This window comes from Kaistia sp. UC242_56 (genome assembly GCF_044452255.1).
Classification (GTDB): Bacteria; Pseudomonadota; Alphaproteobacteria; order Rhizobiales; family Kaistiaceae; genus Kaistia; species Kaistia defluvii_A.
This window is the reverse complement of sequence record NZ_JBIOAN010000002.1, coordinates 765,733-784,732: the sequence shown is the minus strand read 5'-3', so window position 1 is coordinate 784,732 and position 19,000 is coordinate 765,733. Positions and strand designations below refer to the sequence as shown.

The window sequence follows — 19,000 nt, the reverse complement described above, 5'->3', positions numbered from 1 at the left end:
CTCAGTCCTCCACTTGGATCGAATGGGAAATGCCGAGCTCGACAATGTCGAAGTTCATCTCGACATCGAGGTCGAAGGCGTAGGTTCCGACCTTCTTGGCGAGAAGCTGCGCCTTGATCTCGACAGGCTTGTCGATGCCAGCGAACTGCCAGGCCCGGCGACCCCAGAAATCGGCGACCGATCTTGGATTGGGCGAGATCTGCTTCACGCTGAAACCCTGATAGAGCGGCAGGCTCGTCATCAGCGAGAAGTCAGGCGTCTTGCCGCCGGCCGGCGCCAGCGGGATCGTGATCTCGATGACGTCGCCGACCTTCGCCGTTTTCGGCACGACGATCGCGCCGGGATCGATCCGGAAGGGGAAGTTCGCCGGAAGCGCCGGAGCCGACGTCTGGCTTTCGGCCTTCACCCTATCGAGATAGACCCGACCGTCACGAACCGCCTCGGTACCGGGATAAGCGCTTTCAAGCTGTGCGAACACGGCGCTGAACCCTTCGGTGTCAGCATTGTCGCGATAGAGGCCCGCCATGCGTGCGAGGACCTGGTAGCGCTTGTCCTTCAGGGCGGCATCCGTCTCGAGCGTGGCGAGCAGACTCTTGTACTGTTCCAGCGCCAGATCGCGTTTGCCGAGGCCGACATTCGAGTTCGCGATGCCGATGCGCGCCAGCAGCGCGTAGTCAGAGTCCGGATAGGCCTCGATCACGCGTTCATAGAGCGGAATCGCGCGATGATAGACGCGGGTAAGCTCGAGATTGTTGGCCTCGGTATAAGGGCCCTTGGCCAGGTCGACGCGGAAGAGCGCCGGAGTCAGGACAAACAGGCAGCCATTCAGCAGGACCAGCGCGCCGAGCGTGATGCCCAGGCCGCGCAGCCAGGATTTGAGGCCACTCGGTGTCACGGGCCGTGCCAGTGCGCGCGAGGCGGCGTAATCCGTCATGGCTTCGCTCCCTCGCTGCGGGGCGACGCGCGAAACATCGTCCACGCGACGCGTGCATGATCGTTGAAGTACTGCAGGCCGACGGCGATCAGGATGATCCCGCCCTTGGCTACCTGCTGCCACTGCGGAGCCACGCCGAGTAGATTGAACAGGTTCGAGACGATGCCGATGATCAACGCCCCGACGAAGGCGCCCCAGACGGACCCCTTCCCACCCTGGAGCGCGGTGCCGCCGATCACCACGGCTGCGATTGCGTCGAGTTCCCAGAACTGCCCAGCCTGGCCGGGTTCGCCAGAGCCCATCCGCGCCGTCAGGATCAGGCCGGCGACGCCGGCGAGCAGAGCCGAATAGACATAGGTCGCGAGCTTGACCCGGTTGACCTGCACGCCCGACAGGCGCGCGGCGGTCTCGTTGGCGCCAATCGCATAGACCTGCCGGCCGATCACGCGCCACTTCAGGGCGTACCAGGTGACGAGGGTTATGGCGAAGAAGATCACCGCCGGTGCCGGCAGCCCTAGGATCCAGCCATTCGAGAGAAAGCGGAACGGCTCGGGATAGTCGGCGTAGATCGGCTGGCCGTTGGTGTAGACCAATCCCGCGCCGCGGACGACGGTCATCAGGATCAGCGTCCCTACGAAGGGCTGTAGCCCAATCGCGGTGATGAGAAAGCCATTGGCAAGGCCAACCAGCACAGCAACCAGGATCGGGATTGCGACAAACGCCAGCGGCGGCGCACCGGAGAGCCAGACGCTCGCCGCGATCGCGCCGGTCAGCGCCGCGACGGATCCGACCGACAGATCAATGCCGCCCGCGAGAATTACGACGTTCATGCCGATCGCGACGATGCCGATCAGCGAGGCCGCGCGGATCACGTTGAGCAGGTTCTCGGTGGTCCAGAAATAGGGCGAGATCAGTCCTGCGACGACGAACAGAGCGACGAGGACGAGGAAGTTTCCGCTCAGGAATACTCGCTTGGCAGCCGCACTCATGCGCGCCCTCCCGCGTGTGAGTGGGCGATGGCAGCCGGCGATGGTTCGGCGGTCTTGCCCATGACGTTGAGCATGATGGCGTTGAGGTCGAAATCCGCCCGGTCGTAGGTGCGCGTCACCTTGCCGAGATGCAGGCAGGCGATGGTGTCGCAGAGGCGGAGCAGTTCCTTGATCGCCGAGGAGATGACGATGACCGAGGCGCCTTGTTCCGTCAGGTCCCAGATCAGATTGTAGATCGCTTCCTTGGCGCCGATGTCGATGCCGCGGGTCGGTTCGTCGAGCAGGTAAATCTCCACGCCGGCGCCGACGAGCTTGGCAAGCACGACCTTCTGCTGATTGCCGCCACTGAGATTGCCAACGGCTTCATCGATGCTGGCGCACTTCACCTTCAGCTTCCGGCTCAGTTCCAGCGCCGCCGCCGCTTCCTCGCCAAGCCGGATGCCGGCCACGCCTGCATGCTTGCCAAGCGAAGGGAGGGTAATGTTCTGGCCAATCGGCATGGACAGGATGAGGCCCTCGCCCTTGCGGTCTTCCGGCGCGAGGCCAAGGCCCGCGTCGAGAGCCGCCCTGGGCGAGGCAAAGTAGCCGACCTTGCCCTTGACGGAGATCTCGCCCGCATCGAACCGATCGGCGCCGAAAATGGCGCGAACCAGTTCGGTCCGTCCCGCCCCCATCAATCCCGCGATGCCAAGCACCTCGCCACGGCGCAGGCTCAGATCAATCCCTTGAAGGTCCGGCGCGCGGCGCAGTCCCCTCACGGAAAGGACGACGTCGCCCCTCTTCAGCGCACTCGCCGACCGGTCGTGGTTCTCGGTCACGGCCTGGCCCAGCATCATCGCCACCAGTTCATCTTCCGTCAGTTCCGCGATCTTCGCCTCGCCGACGTATGAACCGTCGCGCAGCACGACGGCCCGGTCGCAGATCTCGAAGATCTCGTGCAGATGGTGTGTGATGAAGATGATCGAGATGCCGTCTTCGCGCAGCGTGCGAACGATCCGGAACAAATTGTCGACTTCCTCTCGCGCCAGAGAGGCCGTGGGCTCGTCCATGATGATCAGGCGGGAACGCCGGGTCAGCGACTTTGCAATTTCGATGAGCTGCATTTCGGCGATGCTGAGCGTCCTGGCGATAGTATCGACCGATGCCTCGAAGCCGAGGCTCGCCAGGATCGACTGTGCCTCCCGGCGCATGGCCGACCAGTCCACAAGTCCGAACCTTCCGCGCTTCAGATCGCCGAGGAACACATTCTCCAGGACCGTCAGCTCGGGAACGATCATGAGTTCCTGATAGATCGTGGAGATGCCCCAGGCCTGCGCGTCGCGCGGACCGGTGAAGACCACGACCTCCCCGTCGATCCGAATCTCGCCGCTATCGGGCGACTGGGCGCCTGACAGGATCTTCATCAGCGTTGACTTGCCGGCGCCGTTCTCACCAACGAGCGCCAGAATTTCGCCCGCACGAATATCAAGGCTTACCTCCCTCAGCGCTCGAACGCCCGGGAAGGACTTGGCGATGCCGCTTGCCTCAATGAATGTCTGCATGACGACCTACCCTTGCCAACCGGGGGTTCCCGCGAGGATCACCCGACATCGCAACGCTCCGACGCGCCGAAGCCCACGACGCCACGCCTGGCCAGATCGGTGATGGCGTCATCCGAATAGCCGAGACCTTCCAGAATGACCCGCGTCTGCGCGCCGAGCGGCTGGGGCGGCATACGGACCGCGGGTGCGACCCCGTCATATCGAACCGGATGGGAAACCAGGGTGATCTCCGCGCCATCCCACCCGGGCTGCCGCATCAGATCGCCGTTGTGACGGACCTGCGGATCCTCGGAAACGGCCCGGTAATCGTTGACCTCGGTGAACCAGATCTTGTGGCGGTTGAGCAAGTCGCTGAGTTCCGCGAACGACCGGGTCTTGACCAGGCTTCCGATCAGGCTGGAGACGTCGTCGCGCCGGACATAGGCGTCCTTCGCTGGAATCCGGTCCGCTGCCGGCACATCAAAGGCCTGATACAACCCATCCAACGCGCCGAGGGAGAGGCCGATATAGGCATCGGATGTCGCGTAGATGCCGTAGGGCGCCTCGTGATACCAGGTCCCGACCTGGGCGGGCTGACGGATGTCTTCCGGCGTGTCGCCGTTGAAATAGGCCACCAGGGATTCAGCCTGAAGGTCCAGCGCGGCGGACAGCAGATTGACATCGACGCGCCCGCCTTCCCCGGTCCGGGCCTTGCGCACCAGCGCCGCGAGAATGCCGGCGGCGAAGATCACGGCGCCATGGTGGTCGATGGCTGAGGTGCCGACCGGGCGCGGCGTTTCTCCAGGTTTCGCCGTGATCCACGCCAAACCGGAAACCGACTGGGCAATCAAGTCCTGGCCCGGGCGGCCAACATAGGGACCGCTCGCGCCGAAGCCCGTTGCCGCGGCATAGATGATGTCGGGCTTGATCGCCTTGAGCGCTTCGTAGCCAAGCTGCAGCTTGTCCATCACGCCGGGCCGATAGTTCTCGGCGACAATATCGGCCTGTGCAACCAGTTCGCGAGCGATCGCCAGCCCCTCGGGATCCTTGAGGTTGAGACAGATCGACTTCTTGTTGCGGTTGGCGACAAGCGCGAGCGCGGTCTCGCCGCCGCTGCGCTTGGAATCGACCGGGCCCCAGTGGCGCTGAAACGCGCCTTCCAATGGCTCGATAGAGATCACGTCCGCGCCGATATCAGCCAGGAACTGCATTCCCAGCGGCCCCATGAGGAAATGGTTGAAGCTGACGATCCGAATGCCGTCGAGTTGCATGTGCGTTTCCCGTCGATTGGAATTCTGGTGCGGTGCTAGCCGGGCTGGGCTCAACGGCCCTTGAACTCGGGCGGACGCTTCTCGAAGAAGGCTGTCATGCCTTCCTTCTGATCCTCGGTCAGGAAGGCGTGCGCGATGTTGCGCCGCTCCGTCCTCAAACCCTCCTGCAGAAACGTCTCGTACGAGGCGAGCACGGCGTCCTTCGCAAGGCGCAACGCCACAGGGGAGTGCCTGGCGATCGTCTCGGCGAGATCGAGAGCCCGGTCGACGCAGCGTTCCCCAGGGACCAGTTCAGCCACCAATCCGGCGCGGAAAGCCTCCTCGGCCGAAATCGGATCGCCCGTCAGGATCATCTTCATGGCGAGGTACTTGCCGACCAGGCTCGTCAGGCGCTGGGTCGCCCCGTCTCCCGGCAGGATGCCAAGCTTGATCTCGGGCTGCCCGAACCGCGCGTCATCCGCCGCGATCACGACATCCGCCAAGAGGGCCAGTTCATGACCGCCGCCAAAGCATGTGCCGCGAATGGCGGCCACAAGCGGCAGTCTCGTCTGCTCAATGCTGGCCCAGGAATGCCTGCGGCCCGCATTGTCGATCGCCGCGAAGCCATGCTCCCGCATTTCGGATATGTCGGCGCCGGCCGAAAACACACTGTCGGATCCCGTCAGCACCACGCAGCGAATATCGACCGACTGTTCAGCGCAGGAGAGTGCCTCGGCCAGTTCAGCCAGAAGGGCTGCATTGAGCGCGTTGCGCTTTTCAGGACGGTTGAGTCTGAGCAGGGCCACGCCCGCACGTGGGCAGCTCGCTTCTATGAAAGTGAATTTGCCGGGTGAGTTCAGCATGACCGGTCCATGAGCCGCGATAGGGAGAAGGCGTCCGGGCGTTCGCCAGCCAAGAAGACGGCGGCGTCACGCAGGCGAAGCGCCGGGGCAGAAATGCCCCGGCGACGTAGAGTGTCAGCGGACGTAGCGGAGGTTGGCGTCGTAGAATTCGTCCACATTCTCGGGCGTGATCACGGGCGTCTCGGTTGTGATGCGCTTGGGAACCGGTTCGCCCTTCAGGACGCGAACCGCCATATCGACGCCAAGGGCACCGCCGGTCGCGTAGATCGAGGTTGCCTGAAGCCAGCCATCCTTGATCGCTTCAAAGGCCTCTCTCTGGCCGTCGACGCCGATCAGGAAGACCTCGCCGGGTTTGAACCCGGCGCCCTTCAGCACATTGATGGCGCCCAGGATCATCGGGTCGCTATGGGCGTAGATTGCGTTGAACTGGCCGCGATAGCGGGTGACCCAGTCTTCGACGATCGGAATGGCCGGGGCCAGGTCGTAATTGGCCGGCTGCGCGTCCAGGCGCTTGATGCCGTCCTTGCCGGCAAGGGCGGATGCGAAGCCTTCGTGGCGCTGGATGGTGGGCGTGGCTCCCGGCACGCCCTCGATCTCGAGGAAGTTCCACTTGTCGCCGAGCTTGTCGACGGCGTACTTGCCGAGCCCTTCGCCGATCTGGAGGTTATTGCCGCCGATGAAGACGTTGTAGTCCTCGCCGACGACCTCACGATCGAGAACGATCAGCGGAATACCCGCCTTCTTGATCGCCTCGACGGCCGGAACGAGGGCCTGCGCCTCGCGCGGGCTCATCATGATGAGATCGACACCGCGCGAGATCAGGTCCTCGACGTCGGCGATCTGCTTTTCGTTCGTGCCCTTGGCATCCGTGAAGATGAACTCCTTGATGAGTTCGGGATACTTCTTGGCCTGCGCCTGCGCGCTAGTGACCATGAAGGCCCGCCAGGGCTGGTCCATCGTGTCCTGCGAGAAGCCGATGGTCCATGGGGGCGAACCCGCGGGACCTTCCTGGGCTTGAGCCGAGACAGACAGGCCCATCGATAGAGCCAAAGCGGCGGCAGGCATGGCCGCAATAAACTTGCGCCTGTTGAACATCTGATTCCTCCCGATGAACGGAAAGCGCTTTCAGCTTTCCGAGACGTGCAGCGCTCGACCCTCTGGATCGGTGCGCTTCCCCTCCCCTTGGCTGCCAACGAGCACGCCAAGTGACGGCAAAATGGAGGCCACCCTGATAAATTGTCAATAAAATATCTGCATAAAATTCCGTAAAATTTCGCTTGATCAATCATTCATCTTGTGTGCGATGCGGGATATTATTGAGAAAGTTCGGCTATTTAGCTCGAAACGGCTGATTGTTGTTGCGACGCAGTAAGAATGAAAATCGAATTTCACCAAACTAAAATTCAATAAATATTGACATCGCCTCGGCGCCGTTATTTTTTGGCATGCAACGCGCCTGCCGGAGGACGGGGGCCTGAGATGGAATGGGGAGCGAAATGTACGACTACATCATCGTCGGGGCCGGCTCGGCCGGCTGCGTGCTGGCCAATCGGCTAAGCCAGGACCGGGACATCAAGGTTCTGCTGCTGGAGGCCGGCGGTCGCGACAACGACCCCATGATCCACATCCCGGGCGGCTTCGCGAAACTGCAGAAGCCCAGCGTCAACTGGTGCTTTTCGACTGTCCCGCAGAAGCATCTGAACAATCGTCGGCTTTGGTTCCCGCTCGGCAAGACACTGGGCGGCTCCAGCTCGATCAATGGCATGATCTATATTCGCGGCCAGAAGGAAGACTATGATTCCTGGGCGGAAGGCGGCAATTCCGGGTGGTCCTACGACAACGTGCTGCCCTACTTCCGGCGGGCAGAGAACAATGAGCGCCTGGCGGGCCGCTATCACGGCACGGAAGGACCGCTCCGTGTCAGCGACCAGCGCTCGCCCAGTCCCTTGGCGCGCGCCTATGTGCTGGCGGCGCAGCAGGCCGGGTATCCCTTCAACCCCGATTTCAATGGCGAGAACCAGCTGGGTACCAACCTGTACCAGGTGACCCAGAAGGACGGCCGACGCGCGAGCGCCGCAACCAGCTATCTTCGCCCCGCCATGTCGCGCCCCAATCTGACGGTGATCACCGGCGCCATGAGCCGCCGGCTGATCGTGGAGCGCAATCGTGTCGTCGGCGTCGAATATGAGAAGAGCGGCAAGATCCAGGTGGCGCGCTGCGAACGGGAGGTCCTGCTGAGCGCGGGAGCCATCGGTTCGCCGAAGCTCCTGCTTCTGTCGGGGATCGGTCCCGCTGACGAATTGCGAGCCCTTGGCATCAAGCCGCTGCACGAGCTTCCGGTCGGCAGAAACTACCAGGACCACCTCAACTCATACGTCGTCTCCGATCTCAAGGAGCCGATCTCCTACGACGGCCAGAACGAGTTTCCCCGCAACATCAAGCACGGCATCCAGTATCTCCTCTACCGGACGGGAGCCCCGACATCCCCGGTGGCGGAAGGTGGTTGTTTCATCAGCAGCGACGGAAGCGGGCGGGCCGACATCCAGACCCACGTCTTGCCGGCCTATGTGGTCAATGCGGCGCGCACGAAGGTGCAAGGGCACGGCATCACCATCAATTCATGCGTCATGCGACCCAAGAGCCGCGGAACAGTCAAGCTCGCCTCGGCAAACCCCGAGGATGCTCCGCTGATCGATCCGAACTACCATGATCATGAATATGATCGACGGATGTCGATAGAAAGCATCCGGCACATTCGCGAAATTCTGGCGCAGCCGGCCATGGCAAAACATATCAAGGCTGAACGTTTTCCATCGGCCGAGTTGCGGACGGACGAAGAAATCCTTTCCTATGTCCGCCAGTATGGTTCGGTCGACTATCATCCCGCCGGCACATGCCGTATGGGCACGGGCGCCGACGCGGTCGTCGATCCGGAATTGAAGCTGCACGGCATGGACGGCATCCGCGTGATCGACAACTCGATCATGCCTTACCTTAACAGTGGCAATACCAATGCTCCCGCCATCATGATCGGCGAAAAGGGAGCCGCGCTGGTTCTTGGGGAAGCCCCCCTGCACCAGATCGCCTGACGTGCCATTGGCAGCACGCGCTGAGCGCGATAAAGACGAATCAGGAGCGTGGAACACTTGAGCGACGAATCCCTGGCCCCTACGCAACCATCGAAGCGTGCGACCATCCACGACGTCGCCAAGGCGGCGAACGTATCGCCTGCGACCGTCTCCCTTGTCCTTCATCAAAAGGGCCAGCTGGCGCTGGACACCCGCGAGCGCGTGTTGGATGCCATCAAGCTGGTGGGGTACCAGCGGCGCCGGTCAGAGGAATCGCAGAGACGCCGCCGCTCGACGACCTACTGCATGATCATCGACGATATCGGCAACCCGTACTTTCACGAGATCTACAACGGCATCTCCGACAATCTCGATTCAAACGATACCCTCATCACTCTCGCCTCAAGCGGAGATTCGCTGGAGCGACAGGCCCAGATGCTCGACAATTTCGTGCATTCGGCCATTGACGGCCTCGTTATCGTGCCCGCCTCGGGAACCAAGACCGAACATTTGGACGCGTTGTGTGAGAGCAACATTCCGTTCCTGATGGCGGTTCGCAACATCGGCTTCGGGTCGTTTGACTATATCGGCGGCAATCCGATGCTCGGCATGCTGATCGCGACGGAGCACCTGATCCAGCTCGGCCATCGACGCATCGCGTTCCTGGGAGGCTATCCCGCGAACTATGCCTTCAATGAACGCTATGCCGGCTTTGTCTCGATGATGAGAAAGCACGCCCTCCCCGTCGAGGAAAACCTGATCGTGAGCGGCGGCAGCAGCAAGGCGTTCGGACGAAAAGCGGCTGCGGAGCTCTTGCGGGCAGAGGATCCGCCCACGGCCTTCATCGGCTACAACGACCTCGTGGCCATCGGCATCATGAATGCAGTCCATGATGCCGGCCTGGTGCCCGGCAGGGACATCGCCGTCGTCGGCTATGACGACATCCCCGAAGCCAGCGAGCAGCCCGTGCCTCTCACCACCGTCGCTACCCCTCCCTACGAGCTCGGCAAAGTCATCGCCAACGCACTGGGCCGCATCCGGGATGACGCCGGACACGGCCCCATCAACATCACCTATCCGCCCCATCTCGTGCAGCGACAGAGTTGCGGGGGCGATCGCCCGAGCGTGGAGAAGGGACGGCAAAAATGACGGATAAGATGTTCGAGGCGATGGAGTGGCTGAACGAACCGCCCGAATGGTCCGTGCAATCCAACATTCTCAAGGTCACGACGGCGGCCGAGACGGATTTCTGGCAATCGACCTTTTACGGCTTCCGGCGCGACACCGGCCACTTCCTGCACCGGCAGGCCGAGGGTGACTTCACCGCGCTGGTGGAGTTCGAGGGCCAATACGAGACGCTTTATGACCAGGCCGGGCTGATGCTGCGGCTCGACGAGCGCAACTGGATCAAGCTCGGCATCGAGCATTCCGACGGCGTGACCAATTTCAGCCTCGTATGCACGCGCGACGGCCTATCAGATTGGTCGGTCACGGCACGCCCTCTGCTTACAGGTCCCCAGGCGGTACGCCTGACCCGCGTTGGGGGAGCGGCGATCGCGCATTACCGCGATACCGAAGGCGGCTGGCAACTAATGCGGCTATGCCCATTTCCAGAGACCTCAAGCTTGCAGATCGGCCCCATGACCTGCTCGCCGCAACGGGCCGGGTTCCAGACTCGCTTCCTGCGGTTTGAGGTTGGCCCGCCGATCGCGAACCCGCTGCACGGTTGATCCCGCGCCTGCATCCCAAGTGCCAACGCACACACGGCGCGGAATAGCGCGCCGTCGCGACAACGCGACCCGAGGAAACGCCATGAACCCGATGTCGACTGCGCCGTACCACGAAGCGCTCGATCTTCTCGCCGCCAAGCTCATCGAGGACGAGCGAACCATCGGCGTCGAGTTTCCCTATGTCACCGCCCCGGATGGCGCCTGGCAGACCATGCCGGCTTCGGTCTCGGCAGGCTACACCGGGGCAAACTGGAGCCACGGCAACTGGTTCTGCGGCTTCTGGGTCGGCCTGCTGCTCGCATCCTACCTGCACACTCGCGACGAGACGTTCCTGACACTGGCGCGCGAGCGCATGTTGCTGGTCGAGCAGCGCGCCGAGGACGGCAACACGCACGATATCGGCTTCATCTTCCTGAGCTCGGCGATGCCGTTCTACCGCATCACCGGCGAGCGCCGCTATCGCGACATCGCGCTGCGCGCCGCCGCCCGCCTGCGCGACCGCCTCGTCGTCACCCGGCAGGGCGCCTACATCTCGTCCTGGGGACCGATGAGCGATCCGCGTGGCCGCGCCAGCTCGGCGATCGACACCATGGCGAACATCCCCCTGCTCTACTGGGCAGCGACCGAGAGCGGCGATGCCAGCTTCCTGCTCGCCGCCGAGGCGCATGCGCGGATGACCGACCGCGCCTTCACCCGTCCCGACCTGACGCTCTATCACGCGGTCGAATACGACACGACGAGCGGCGATCGCCTGCGCGGCTACACCTATCAGGGCCAGCACGATGAATCCTCCTGGTCGCGCGGCACCGGCTGGTCGGTTTATGGCCTCGCGGCAACGGCGGGCGCCACCGGCGACGGCCAGTATCGGACGCGCGGCGGCGTCATCGCCGACAAATGGCTGGCGCAGCTCGGCGACGATGTCGTGCCGCCATGGGATTTCAACGACACCTCGGCCGATGCGCCGAAGGATTCATCGGCCAGCGCGATCATGGCGGCGGGTCTGATCGATCTCGCCCGCCTGCATCGCGACGAGGCCGAGCGCGCCAAGTGGCAGCAACAGGCAGACCGCCTGTTGACCGGCCTCTGCCGCGACTATCTCGCCCGCGAACCCTCCCATCGCGGCCTGTTGACCAAGGCCTGCTATTCGATGCCGCACCAGATCGGTGTGCAGTCGGCGGTGATGTTCGGGGATTATTTCTTCGTCGAGGCGCTGATGCGCGTCGCCATGCCCGGCGCCTTCAGCCTCGAGCACCGGCCGATCGTTTAGCCCAAAATCGCGGTGCGGCGAACTTGTTAACTCCCGTCGGGTGTCTCCGAAAGAGACAGCGCCGCCACGCGCTTTCCGTACGAAACACCCTCACGTGATCTAAATCTTTGAAAAGATTGGTGCACCCGAAGGGATTCGAACCCCTGGCCTCTGCCTTCGGAGGGCAGAGATTCAGCACACCACCAAACATTTACGCACACAGTAAGCGTTGATATCATTCAATTTTGGGCAATTATTGACCATTGACGTTCACCGATGTTTTCCGTACTTTTTTCGTACGCACAAAGTTGGAGCATCTGGTTGGCGATCGATTTGAGCAAGGTCGGGAGGCGGGGGGAGCTAAAGGCCCAGCGTGAACCGCATTGGCAGCGGCTCCGGACCGGAGCTTTTCTCGGTTTCCGTCCGTCGCAACGCGGTGGTCCAGGCACGTGGATTGCCCGCAGCTATGATGCCGATGCGGGCAAGTACAAAATGAGGTCGCTGGGCGACTTCGGCACGCTACCGGGAAACGAGCAGTTTGCCGCCGCAAAGAAGGAGGCCGAAGCGTTTGCGAACCAAGTCGAGTCTGGCGGCATCGCCAATGGTCACGTCAAGATCGTGACCGTGAAGGATGCATGCGCGGATTATGCAAGAACGCATGCCAACGAAGCTGACCGCCTGAAGCGCAATGTCTATAGCGACCCGATTGCTCACGTGAGGCTCGACAAACTGCGCAAGCACCACATCGAGGCGTGGCGCGCCCGGATTGAGGCCGTGCCTGCATTGGTGAGTCGGCGCAAGGAGGGCGAAAAGGTAACGCGTGCTCGGGCCCAATCCACGGTCAACCGCGATCTTGTGCCACTCCGCGCGGCACTCTCCAAGCATCTTGCACACGGCACTCCAAACACACCCGCCGCGTGGCAAGAAGCGCTGAGGCCAATAAAGAACGCAGACCGTCAACGGACACTGTATCTCGACATTGACGAGCGCCGCAGGCTGTTGGAGAGGATAGACGCCGAGGCACTTTCGTTCGTGAAGGCAATTGCCATGATGCCTCTTCGACCTGGAGCAATGTCGGGTCTTAGTGCCGGTGACTTCGACAAGCGCACGCGAGAATTGACTATCGGGAAGGACAAGACTGGCAAGCCGCGTCGGATTGCCGTTCCTGTCACATTGGCCGCATTCCTGGCAGAGCAAACCAAGAATAAGTCGCCGGCCGACCCCATGTTCATGCGCGGAAATGGCAAGCGTTGGACCAAGAATGATTGGAACGATCCAATTCGTCAGGCTGCAATTGGCGCCGGGCTTAGCCGTGCCGTGACAGCCTATGTATTCCGCCACTCCGTCCTAACCGACCTTGTGGACGGTGGCCTGCCGATCCTGACAGTCGCGCAGCTGAGCGACACCAGCGTGGAGATGATCGAAAGGCACTATGGACACCTGAACAAATCTGCTGCCGAGCAGGCGTTGGCAGCTCTAGCTCTGTAGCCGCCGATCCCCGCCGACGAAAGCGGGAAGACGGGCTTGGCCATGACCTCGTCTCACGGAAACGCTGAATCCTCCGCTACTCGCCATTCTCTCACACCAAGATATTGAAATCGCGCGTGAATGGGCGTTGCTGACAATAGCCTCTCCATCGTTACCCACTCAATGCCATCCGCGTTTGAGTCTCGTTCCATAACGACCTTCACGTGCACCAATACCCCGGATGCTCGGGCGGCTGGACGTAGACCTCATCTCGTGCCCTGAGATTTAAGCTGGTAAGCAGCGCTTTAGCCACGAGGAAACTTCTCGCTAGGCTCTCCGAGACTCGAGGAGGCAAACATGCAGAATGCAGCGTATAGATTCACATTTGACTTAGAAAACTTGCCGACCGGCGAATTCGTGAAGCTGTCCGATGCAATGGATCTGGCCTTCTACGGCGGCGTGCCCTCTGTCAGATATGAGGGTCCAATTCGCCTCCCCCCTGAGCTCGACAGGGAGTACGCAATCACTAACGCGGGCGAGTGGGTATTGATCACGGATGGGGCACCGCTTCTCGGACCCAAATACGTAGATATAGCCAATCCAGGGGCCATCCTCTTCGGCATTGACGACGACTCGACCCCCGACCTGGCACAACTCGCCGCGGCCGACGCGGCATATCAGGCGCGCCTTGAGCGCCACCAGATTCGTCTGACAAACGAGGCAGTCGTTTCACCTTCGTCCGGGGACCGGCAAGCGGGCGCGCTTTGTGGACCAACTCCCCGCCGATTTGATTTCGCCATCATCGACGGGTTCTGGCGGGCAGAGATCGGCCGCAGACGGACCAAGTTCTTCGGCCAGTTGAACGCTGCAGCTCGAGCCGGGGACGTGCGATTTATGGGAGTGCCTGCGGACGAAGCCTGGATACTGGAGCCTAGCCTCTTCAACTCAACGCCACAGCAAATCCCCACTGCTTACTTCGTCGAGGAACGAAGCTTCGATGAGGACAGTTGCATCCATGCCGTCGGCGAGGCCGCGCCAGAGCCGGACTACGATGGCGCCACGGCCAGCGGCCGATACGTGTCTTATCGGGACGTGGTCGTCGAGCGGGCCTCTTACCTTCGCTTTCTGAACAACTACTATCCCGCGGTGTTGAACCCCGCGCGGGCCAACGAAAAGCTAAAGTCTCAAAATGCAATAGATCGCCTTACTCAAGAACTGCGTGAGCGCCCCGAGTTGGCGAAGGCGGAAGCCGCCAACATCGTTGGTTGGGGAGTCCGCAGTCGTCCGTTTGACGTGATTTGGAAGAAGGCACGGGAGGGGGCCAGCCTCGATGCGCGGGCTCCGCCCGGACGCAAGAAGTAATCAGCGCAGACTTAATCGACGCAGAATTTTAATCGACGCGGCTATTTCCAGCTACCGCGGTCGCTCATGTCTCGGTCGTTCAGACACATTCTTAAGTGTCGCAACGAATGGGACGACCATGAACGCGAACATTTTTCGGCCGGCGGCCAACACGGTAGCGGAGGTTCTCCGCCGGGTCGGCATCAGCCGCACGAAGTTCTATCAGGAGATCAACGCCGGTCGCCTGAAGGCCCGCAAGATCGGCAGCAAGACCGTCGTCCTGGAGACCGATCTCCAGGCCTATCTGGACACGCTACCCTTCTACGATGGTCGCTCGGAGTAAAGCCGTGCCCTCACGGTCTCTCCCGCCCGTCCATTCCGTCCGCCCGTCGGCTGGAGAGTTGATCCTCGCCCAGGCGGCGATGGAACGCTTCATCTCGTGCGATGACGTGATGAGGATGAAGGAAGCGATCCCGTGATCGCCTCGCCCCGCATGCCCATCTCGGTTGTCGAGGAACTCGCCGCAGCTTCGGATCTGACCGCTGAAGAATACGGCGCTTACATGCTGCTTCGCATGCATCAGTGGCAGTATGGGGCACTCCCCACGGATAGCGATCGGCTGTCGCGGATCGCCCATGTCGCAGCGGACAAGTGGCCTCAAGTGGCCTCGGCAATCCGGCCGCGGTTTGGACCGAACTGGCGTCACGAGGACACCCACCGGACCCGTCAGAAGTGCGCCGCTACGCATGAGCGTTTGTCGAATGCAGGCAAGAAGGGCGGAAGCTCGAAGGGGAAGGCCAAGCCCAACGAAAGCCCCACCTTTGTCCAGGCTTCAAGCCAGGCCAAAGGCCAAGCCACAAGCCTGGCTTCGTTCGGGCTTGAGCCTGAGGTAGCCCCCCGTGATGGCGAGGCTTCCCTTGCGACTGAGGCCAGTGACCAGCCTCCCTTTCCCGCCATTGCTGATCCCCAGGCAGCTTGCGAATGGCTACTGGAACGTGGCGTCTTTCCGGGCGACCTTGACGAACTCCAGCGGCTTCTCGTGGCAGGCAAGCTCACGCCCTCCATCCTGGCGCGTTCAGCGCTATGACGAAGAAGCGCAGGAAGCGAGAAGATGCTTTGCCGATGGCGGATCTGTTCGATCTGCTCGTTCTGACCAAGCTGACGGAAGTGAGCAGCAATGCGGTCCCGCACGCGCCTCCTCCGTCGTCGGACGGGCCAGAGAAGCGAGCTCGGAAGCCCTTCAAAATCTTCCATCCGCAAAAGGCCAAGCAGCATCGCAACTATAGCCGCGCCCAAGTCATGAAGCTCTACAACGTCACCCGAAACACATTGACCAACTGGATCAACGAGGGATTGATCACGGTACCCGGCTCTCCGGTCTTGTTCCGTGGCGAGGACCTGAACGCGTTTCATAAAGCTCGGCATGATGGTGCGCGGTGGAACTGTTCTCCCGGCGAATTCCTCTGCTTCCACTGCAAGAATGTTTCTACGCTGGTGGGCCAAGCGGCGGATATCCGCTGGGACAAAAAGTCCGCGGGGACCCTGTCTTGGCGCTGCCCCTCGCCCTCCTGCGGCAAGCCGAATGGGATCTTTCAGTCGCGCTCTCAGGTCCAGATTCTTGAAGAGCTGGGAGTCAACCTGACCTCCAGCGAAGACGACTACTCTCCTTCTCGCCGTCCCGGTGAGATTGTGCAAATTCCCATCAATTTGGAGGTCCTCCATGAACCCGTGGAATGAGCGGCTTCGGCACGACTATATCGAGCACCTGAGCGACGCCAAGAAGCACGGCGACAAGACCATTGATGCTGCCATGCGTCACCTGACCGAGCTTGAACGCTACATGGGTGGCAAGAACTTTGAGAGCCTCACCAAGTCGCAGGCCAAGGCATTCAACGATCATCTGCACCAGCGCCCCTCCAAGGCGGGCGCCGACACGCTTTCGGACTCTTCCATCGTCCATACGTTGTCCGACCTGAAGGCGTTCTTTGACTGGCTCATTACATTCAAGAAGCTGAAGGTCGACTTGGAGGCGGTTGCCCGGCTTACGCCCTCTCCGCGTGTCGTGATTGGGCTCAAAACGCAGCCGGACAAGGCGCCACCCACCGCAGATAAGATCCGCCAGATGCTCGCTGCCATGGCCGATCAGACGGTGTTTCAGCGACGCAATCGGGCTCTGGTCGCTTTGATCTACCTTACCGGCATGCGCGTGGGCGCCGTGATCTCGCTGCGCTGCAAGCATGTGAAGCTTGCGGACCGTCAAATCCTTCAGAACGCACGAGAGGTGAACACGAAGTTCGGCAAGAATATGCTCACGAGCTGGTTTCCGGTTGGGGAGGATATCCAGCAAATCGTAGTCGCTTGGGTCAGGGAGCGCCTCGAAGGCGGCGCTGACCCTGACGCTCCTCTGTTCCCGGCCCGGCCTCGCTTCCGGCTCCCTGGGGACGAAACGCGAGAGAAGGAGGCGTTCTGGAAAACCTCGCAACCGTTGCGCGAGGTCTTCCGGTCAGCCTGCCGGAGCGCCGACATTGACTACATCAATCCCCACGCTGTGCGCGATACGCTGATGCTGCTGGGCCTCGAGATCTGCGCAACCTGGGAGGAGCTTAAGGCATGGAGCCAGAACCTCGGTCACGAGAAACTGGACACATCGCTGGTTCATTACGGAAAGCTCGACACCAATCGCCAGAATACGCTCATGCAGGGCTTGGTGCGGACCGATCTGACGGTGCGCGACGAGCAGGAACTGCTCATGCTGTATCGACGCCTTCCGGCGAAGAAGCGAGCCTCGCTTCTGGATGTCCTGACACTCGGTTAGCTACTGGACGGCCTCACGCGACTTCGTGGGCGCCGAAGAGCACCAAGTAGATCCAGCGCCCGCATTCGCGGGCGTTGGGGTTCTATGGTCCAGAGGTAATGAAGGTCTAGACTGGCCGTCATCCCCTTGAGGGGCCCGGCCTAGTGAGCTGCTGCCGGTTTCTGTGACCAATGGCCGCTTCGCGCCCTCATCGCGGACCTTCAGCTAGACTCTGCCATCACCAAGAAGCGGACGTTTCGGCTCGTACTTGGCGACCCTGACCGCGTGGCATTCACGGGTTCTGGCATCTTGGGGGCTGCTGGCGGAGGCTTAATTACCACCGCGCGACTCACCCCGATCAAACCTGCGACACTTGTGCCCACGAAGTACTCACGTCATGATTGAGTTGGGCAGAAATGGGGGGTGTATATTATGGCTGTACAGGCAGCGGCCTTCGCATTCGACGAGAATGCAAGTCTCGATGACAATCTATCCGCGTTCGGAAACTATATCGACCAGCTGGACGCCGCGCTGGGAGCGGATATGCGAAAGCAATTTTCGGCACTTCTCGTGGGAACGTACAAGGCGGACGAAGTCTGGGATCGGTTGTTCGAGATTTGCACCGCGCCGCCCACCGAGGACAAAAACACAGGCGAGGCAGAGGTCGCGGCAGCGCCCGCCAACGCGGCTACCGCCCAACCATTGGCCGCGCCCTTGCCGCCAGTGACCGGCTGGTTACTTGAAGGCGTTTCGATCGAGGGCTTCAGAGGCGTGAACAATGAGGGGCACCCCCTTGAGCTCAAACTGCAGCCCGCCAAGGTCAGCAGTATCTCTGCGGTGAACGGCGTCGGCAAGACATCCGTTTACGACGCCGTGCGTTACGCGATCACCGGAAAGCTACCCTGGCTGGATGAACTCCCCGCCGCCGAGCGGGACAAAGACTACTACCAGAATCGATTTCACTCGACCGGTCAGTCCACTATAAAGCTCCTGCTCGTCGCCGAACCCGGCGGAGAAAGATGCACGATCACCGTCGGCCGGAACACGCTGGGCCTTCGCTCGGTCGCAGCCACTCCGCCATGGGATGCCAGCGCGATTTTGACCGCGCTCAATCGCGAGTTCGTATTCCTTGATGGACCGACATTTCAGAAGTTCATCGCTGCGGCGCCACTCGTTCGCGGACGTACCTTTTCCGGGTTGTTGGGGCTATCGGCATACAGCGACCTTCGCCAGGCTCTCGCGGGTCTGGTGAACACGCGCGCGTTCAACAATCACTTCAGCGTTGCCGCCCATGCACAAAACAAGACGCGCGAAGAGCGGACCGCCGGTGAGCTGTCAGCAGCAATTGCCAAGGACTACGAGATTCTAGTTGGCGCGGCCGTTGGAGAGTTGAATGCAACGGCGGCGAAAGAGAAGTGCCAGGACGCGCTGGCCCAGATCGCGCCGCTGAAACCTGTCTGTGAAGGAAAGGCATTCGCAGCCATCGACATCGACGCCTGCATCGAGGCGATCAAGGATGCCGAGGGCGGGCCGAAACGCGAGCGCCTTGGCACCTGCATCCGAGAGCGTGGCGATCTCGCTAAAGTTAATCATGAGGCTCCAACTGCGGAGCGGGCCGCGCAACTGACCACGCTTGCCGCCGAGCGGGAGGACGCGCTGGCAAGGACCGCCGGCGATCTGATGCTCCAGCTTTATCAGGCAGGCTCGAAGGTTGTGGAAACCGAACAGTGAGAGGATCCGCATCTTTGCCCACTTTGCGATGGGACTGGAACTCACAGCCTGCGGGACCACATTGCCT

17 protein-coding genes are annotated in these 19,000 nt (G+C 61.6%); 11 read left to right on the top strand and 6 right to left on the bottom strand.

Translation table 11 applies throughout. The features are described 5' to 3' along the window. Position 1 precedes the first annotated feature (1 nt). The 6 genes from ACHMWQ_RS06410 to ACHMWQ_RS06385 all read right to left on the bottom strand — a co-directional run bounded on the left by ACHMWQ_RS06410 (position 2) and on the right by ACHMWQ_RS06385 (position 6,651). Positions 2 to 934, bottom strand: a complete 933-nt coding sequence (locus tag ACHMWQ_RS06410) for a tol-pal system YbgF family protein (RefSeq protein ID WP_396306804.1) — start codon at positions 932 to 934, stop codon at positions 2 to 4. Beyond that, the gene (locus tag ACHMWQ_RS06405) at positions 931 to 1,923 is read right to left on the bottom strand and encodes an ABC transporter permease (protein WP_396306803.1); all 993 of its coding nucleotides are present in this window, start codon (positions 1,921 to 1,923) and stop codon (positions 931 to 933) included. The genes ACHMWQ_RS06410 and ACHMWQ_RS06405 overlap by 4 nt, the downstream gene beginning before the upstream one ends. Further along, on the bottom strand, positions 1,920 to 3,464 hold the full coding sequence (locus tag ACHMWQ_RS06400; RefSeq protein ID WP_396306802.1) for a sugar ABC transporter ATP-binding protein: 1,545 nt from the start codon (positions 3,462 to 3,464) through the stop codon (positions 1,920 to 1,922). Before ACHMWQ_RS06400 ends, ACHMWQ_RS06405 begins: the two co-directional genes overlap by 4 nt. A 38-nt stretch (positions 3,465 to 3,502) precedes the next feature. Beyond that, the gene (locus ACHMWQ_RS06395; protein ID WP_396306801.1) at positions 3,503 to 4,714 is read right to left on the bottom strand and encodes a CaiB/BaiF CoA transferase family protein; all 1,212 of its coding nucleotides are present in this window, start codon (positions 4,712 to 4,714) and stop codon (positions 3,503 to 3,505) included. Between the two features lie 50 nt (positions 4,715 to 4,764). Beyond that, entirely contained in the window at positions 4,765 to 5,556 is a 792-nt protein-coding gene (locus ACHMWQ_RS06390; RefSeq protein WP_396306800.1) for an enoyl-CoA hydratase-related protein, read from the bottom strand. 114 nt (positions 5,557 to 5,670) lie between these two features. Beyond that, complete coding sequence (locus tag ACHMWQ_RS06385; protein WP_396306799.1) at positions 5,671 to 6,651, bottom strand: substrate-binding domain-containing protein; 981 nt, start codon at positions 6,649 to 6,651, stop codon at positions 5,671 to 5,673. A 389-nt stretch (positions 6,652 to 7,040) separates the two neighbouring features. Between ACHMWQ_RS06385 and ACHMWQ_RS06380 the strand changes: the two genes are divergently transcribed. The 11 genes from ACHMWQ_RS06380 (at position 7,041) to ACHMWQ_RS06330 (ending at position 18,933) form a co-directional block, all read left to right on the top strand. Further along, on the top strand, positions 7,041 to 8,645 hold the full coding sequence (locus ACHMWQ_RS06380) for a GMC family oxidoreductase (protein ID WP_396306798.1): 1,605 nt from the start codon (positions 7,041 to 7,043) through the stop codon (positions 8,643 to 8,645). Between the two features lie 57 nt (positions 8,646 to 8,702). Continuing rightward, positions 8,703 to 9,773 carry a LacI family DNA-binding transcriptional regulator gene (locus ACHMWQ_RS06375; protein ID WP_396306797.1) on the top strand — a complete coding sequence of 357 codons (1,071 nt, stop codon included), beginning with the start codon at positions 8,703 to 8,705 and terminating at the stop codon, positions 9,771 to 9,773. 8 nt (positions 9,774 to 9,781) lie between these two features. After that, a complete protein-coding gene (locus ACHMWQ_RS06370; RefSeq protein ID WP_396309402.1) occupies positions 9,782 to 10,354 on the top strand; it encodes a DUF1349 domain-containing protein in 573 nt (190 codons plus the stop codon). 91 nt (positions 10,355 to 10,445) lie between these two features. Further along, a complete protein-coding gene (locus ACHMWQ_RS06365) occupies positions 10,446 to 11,621 on the top strand; it encodes a glycoside hydrolase family 88 protein (RefSeq protein WP_396306796.1) in 1,176 nt (391 codons plus the stop codon). Between the two features lie 300 nt (positions 11,622 to 11,921). Further along, on the top strand, positions 11,922 to 13,088 hold the full coding sequence (locus tag ACHMWQ_RS06360) for a tyrosine-type recombinase/integrase (RefSeq protein WP_354554528.1): 1,167 nt from the start codon (positions 11,922 to 11,924) through the stop codon (positions 13,086 to 13,088). Between the two features lie 336 nt (positions 13,089 to 13,424). Continuing rightward, positions 13,425 to 14,429 (top strand): hypothetical protein, encoded by a 1,005-nt coding sequence (locus ACHMWQ_RS06355; protein WP_396306795.1) that lies wholly within the window; start codon positions 13,425 to 13,427, stop codon positions 14,427 to 14,429. Between the two features lie 118 nt (positions 14,430 to 14,547). Continuing rightward, the gene (locus tag ACHMWQ_RS06350; protein WP_354554531.1) at positions 14,548 to 14,751 is read left to right on the top strand and encodes a helix-turn-helix domain-containing protein; all 204 of its coding nucleotides are present in this window, start codon (positions 14,548 to 14,550) and stop codon (positions 14,749 to 14,751) included. A 132-nt stretch (positions 14,752 to 14,883) separates the two neighbouring features. Next, on the top strand, positions 14,884 to 15,495 hold the full coding sequence (locus tag ACHMWQ_RS06345) for a DUF1376 domain-containing protein (protein WP_396306794.1): 612 nt from the start codon (positions 14,884 to 14,886) through the stop codon (positions 15,493 to 15,495). Further along, the gene (locus tag ACHMWQ_RS06340; RefSeq protein WP_396306793.1) at positions 15,492 to 16,145 is read left to right on the top strand and encodes a helix-turn-helix domain-containing protein; all 654 of its coding nucleotides are present in this window, start codon (positions 15,492 to 15,494) and stop codon (positions 16,143 to 16,145) included. The genes ACHMWQ_RS06345 and ACHMWQ_RS06340 overlap by 4 nt, the downstream gene beginning before the upstream one ends. Then, on the top strand, positions 16,129 to 17,223 hold the full coding sequence (locus ACHMWQ_RS06335) for a tyrosine-type recombinase/integrase (RefSeq protein WP_354554536.1): 1,095 nt from the start codon (positions 16,129 to 16,131) through the stop codon (positions 17,221 to 17,223). Before ACHMWQ_RS06340 ends, ACHMWQ_RS06335 begins: the two co-directional genes overlap by 17 nt. A 411-nt stretch (positions 17,224 to 17,634) precedes the next feature. After that, positions 17,635 to 18,933, top strand: coding sequence for an AAA family ATPase (locus ACHMWQ_RS06330; protein ID WP_396306792.1), 1,299 nt, complete (start codon positions 17,635 to 17,637; stop codon positions 18,931 to 18,933). Positions 18,934 to 19,000 lie beyond the last annotated feature (67 nt).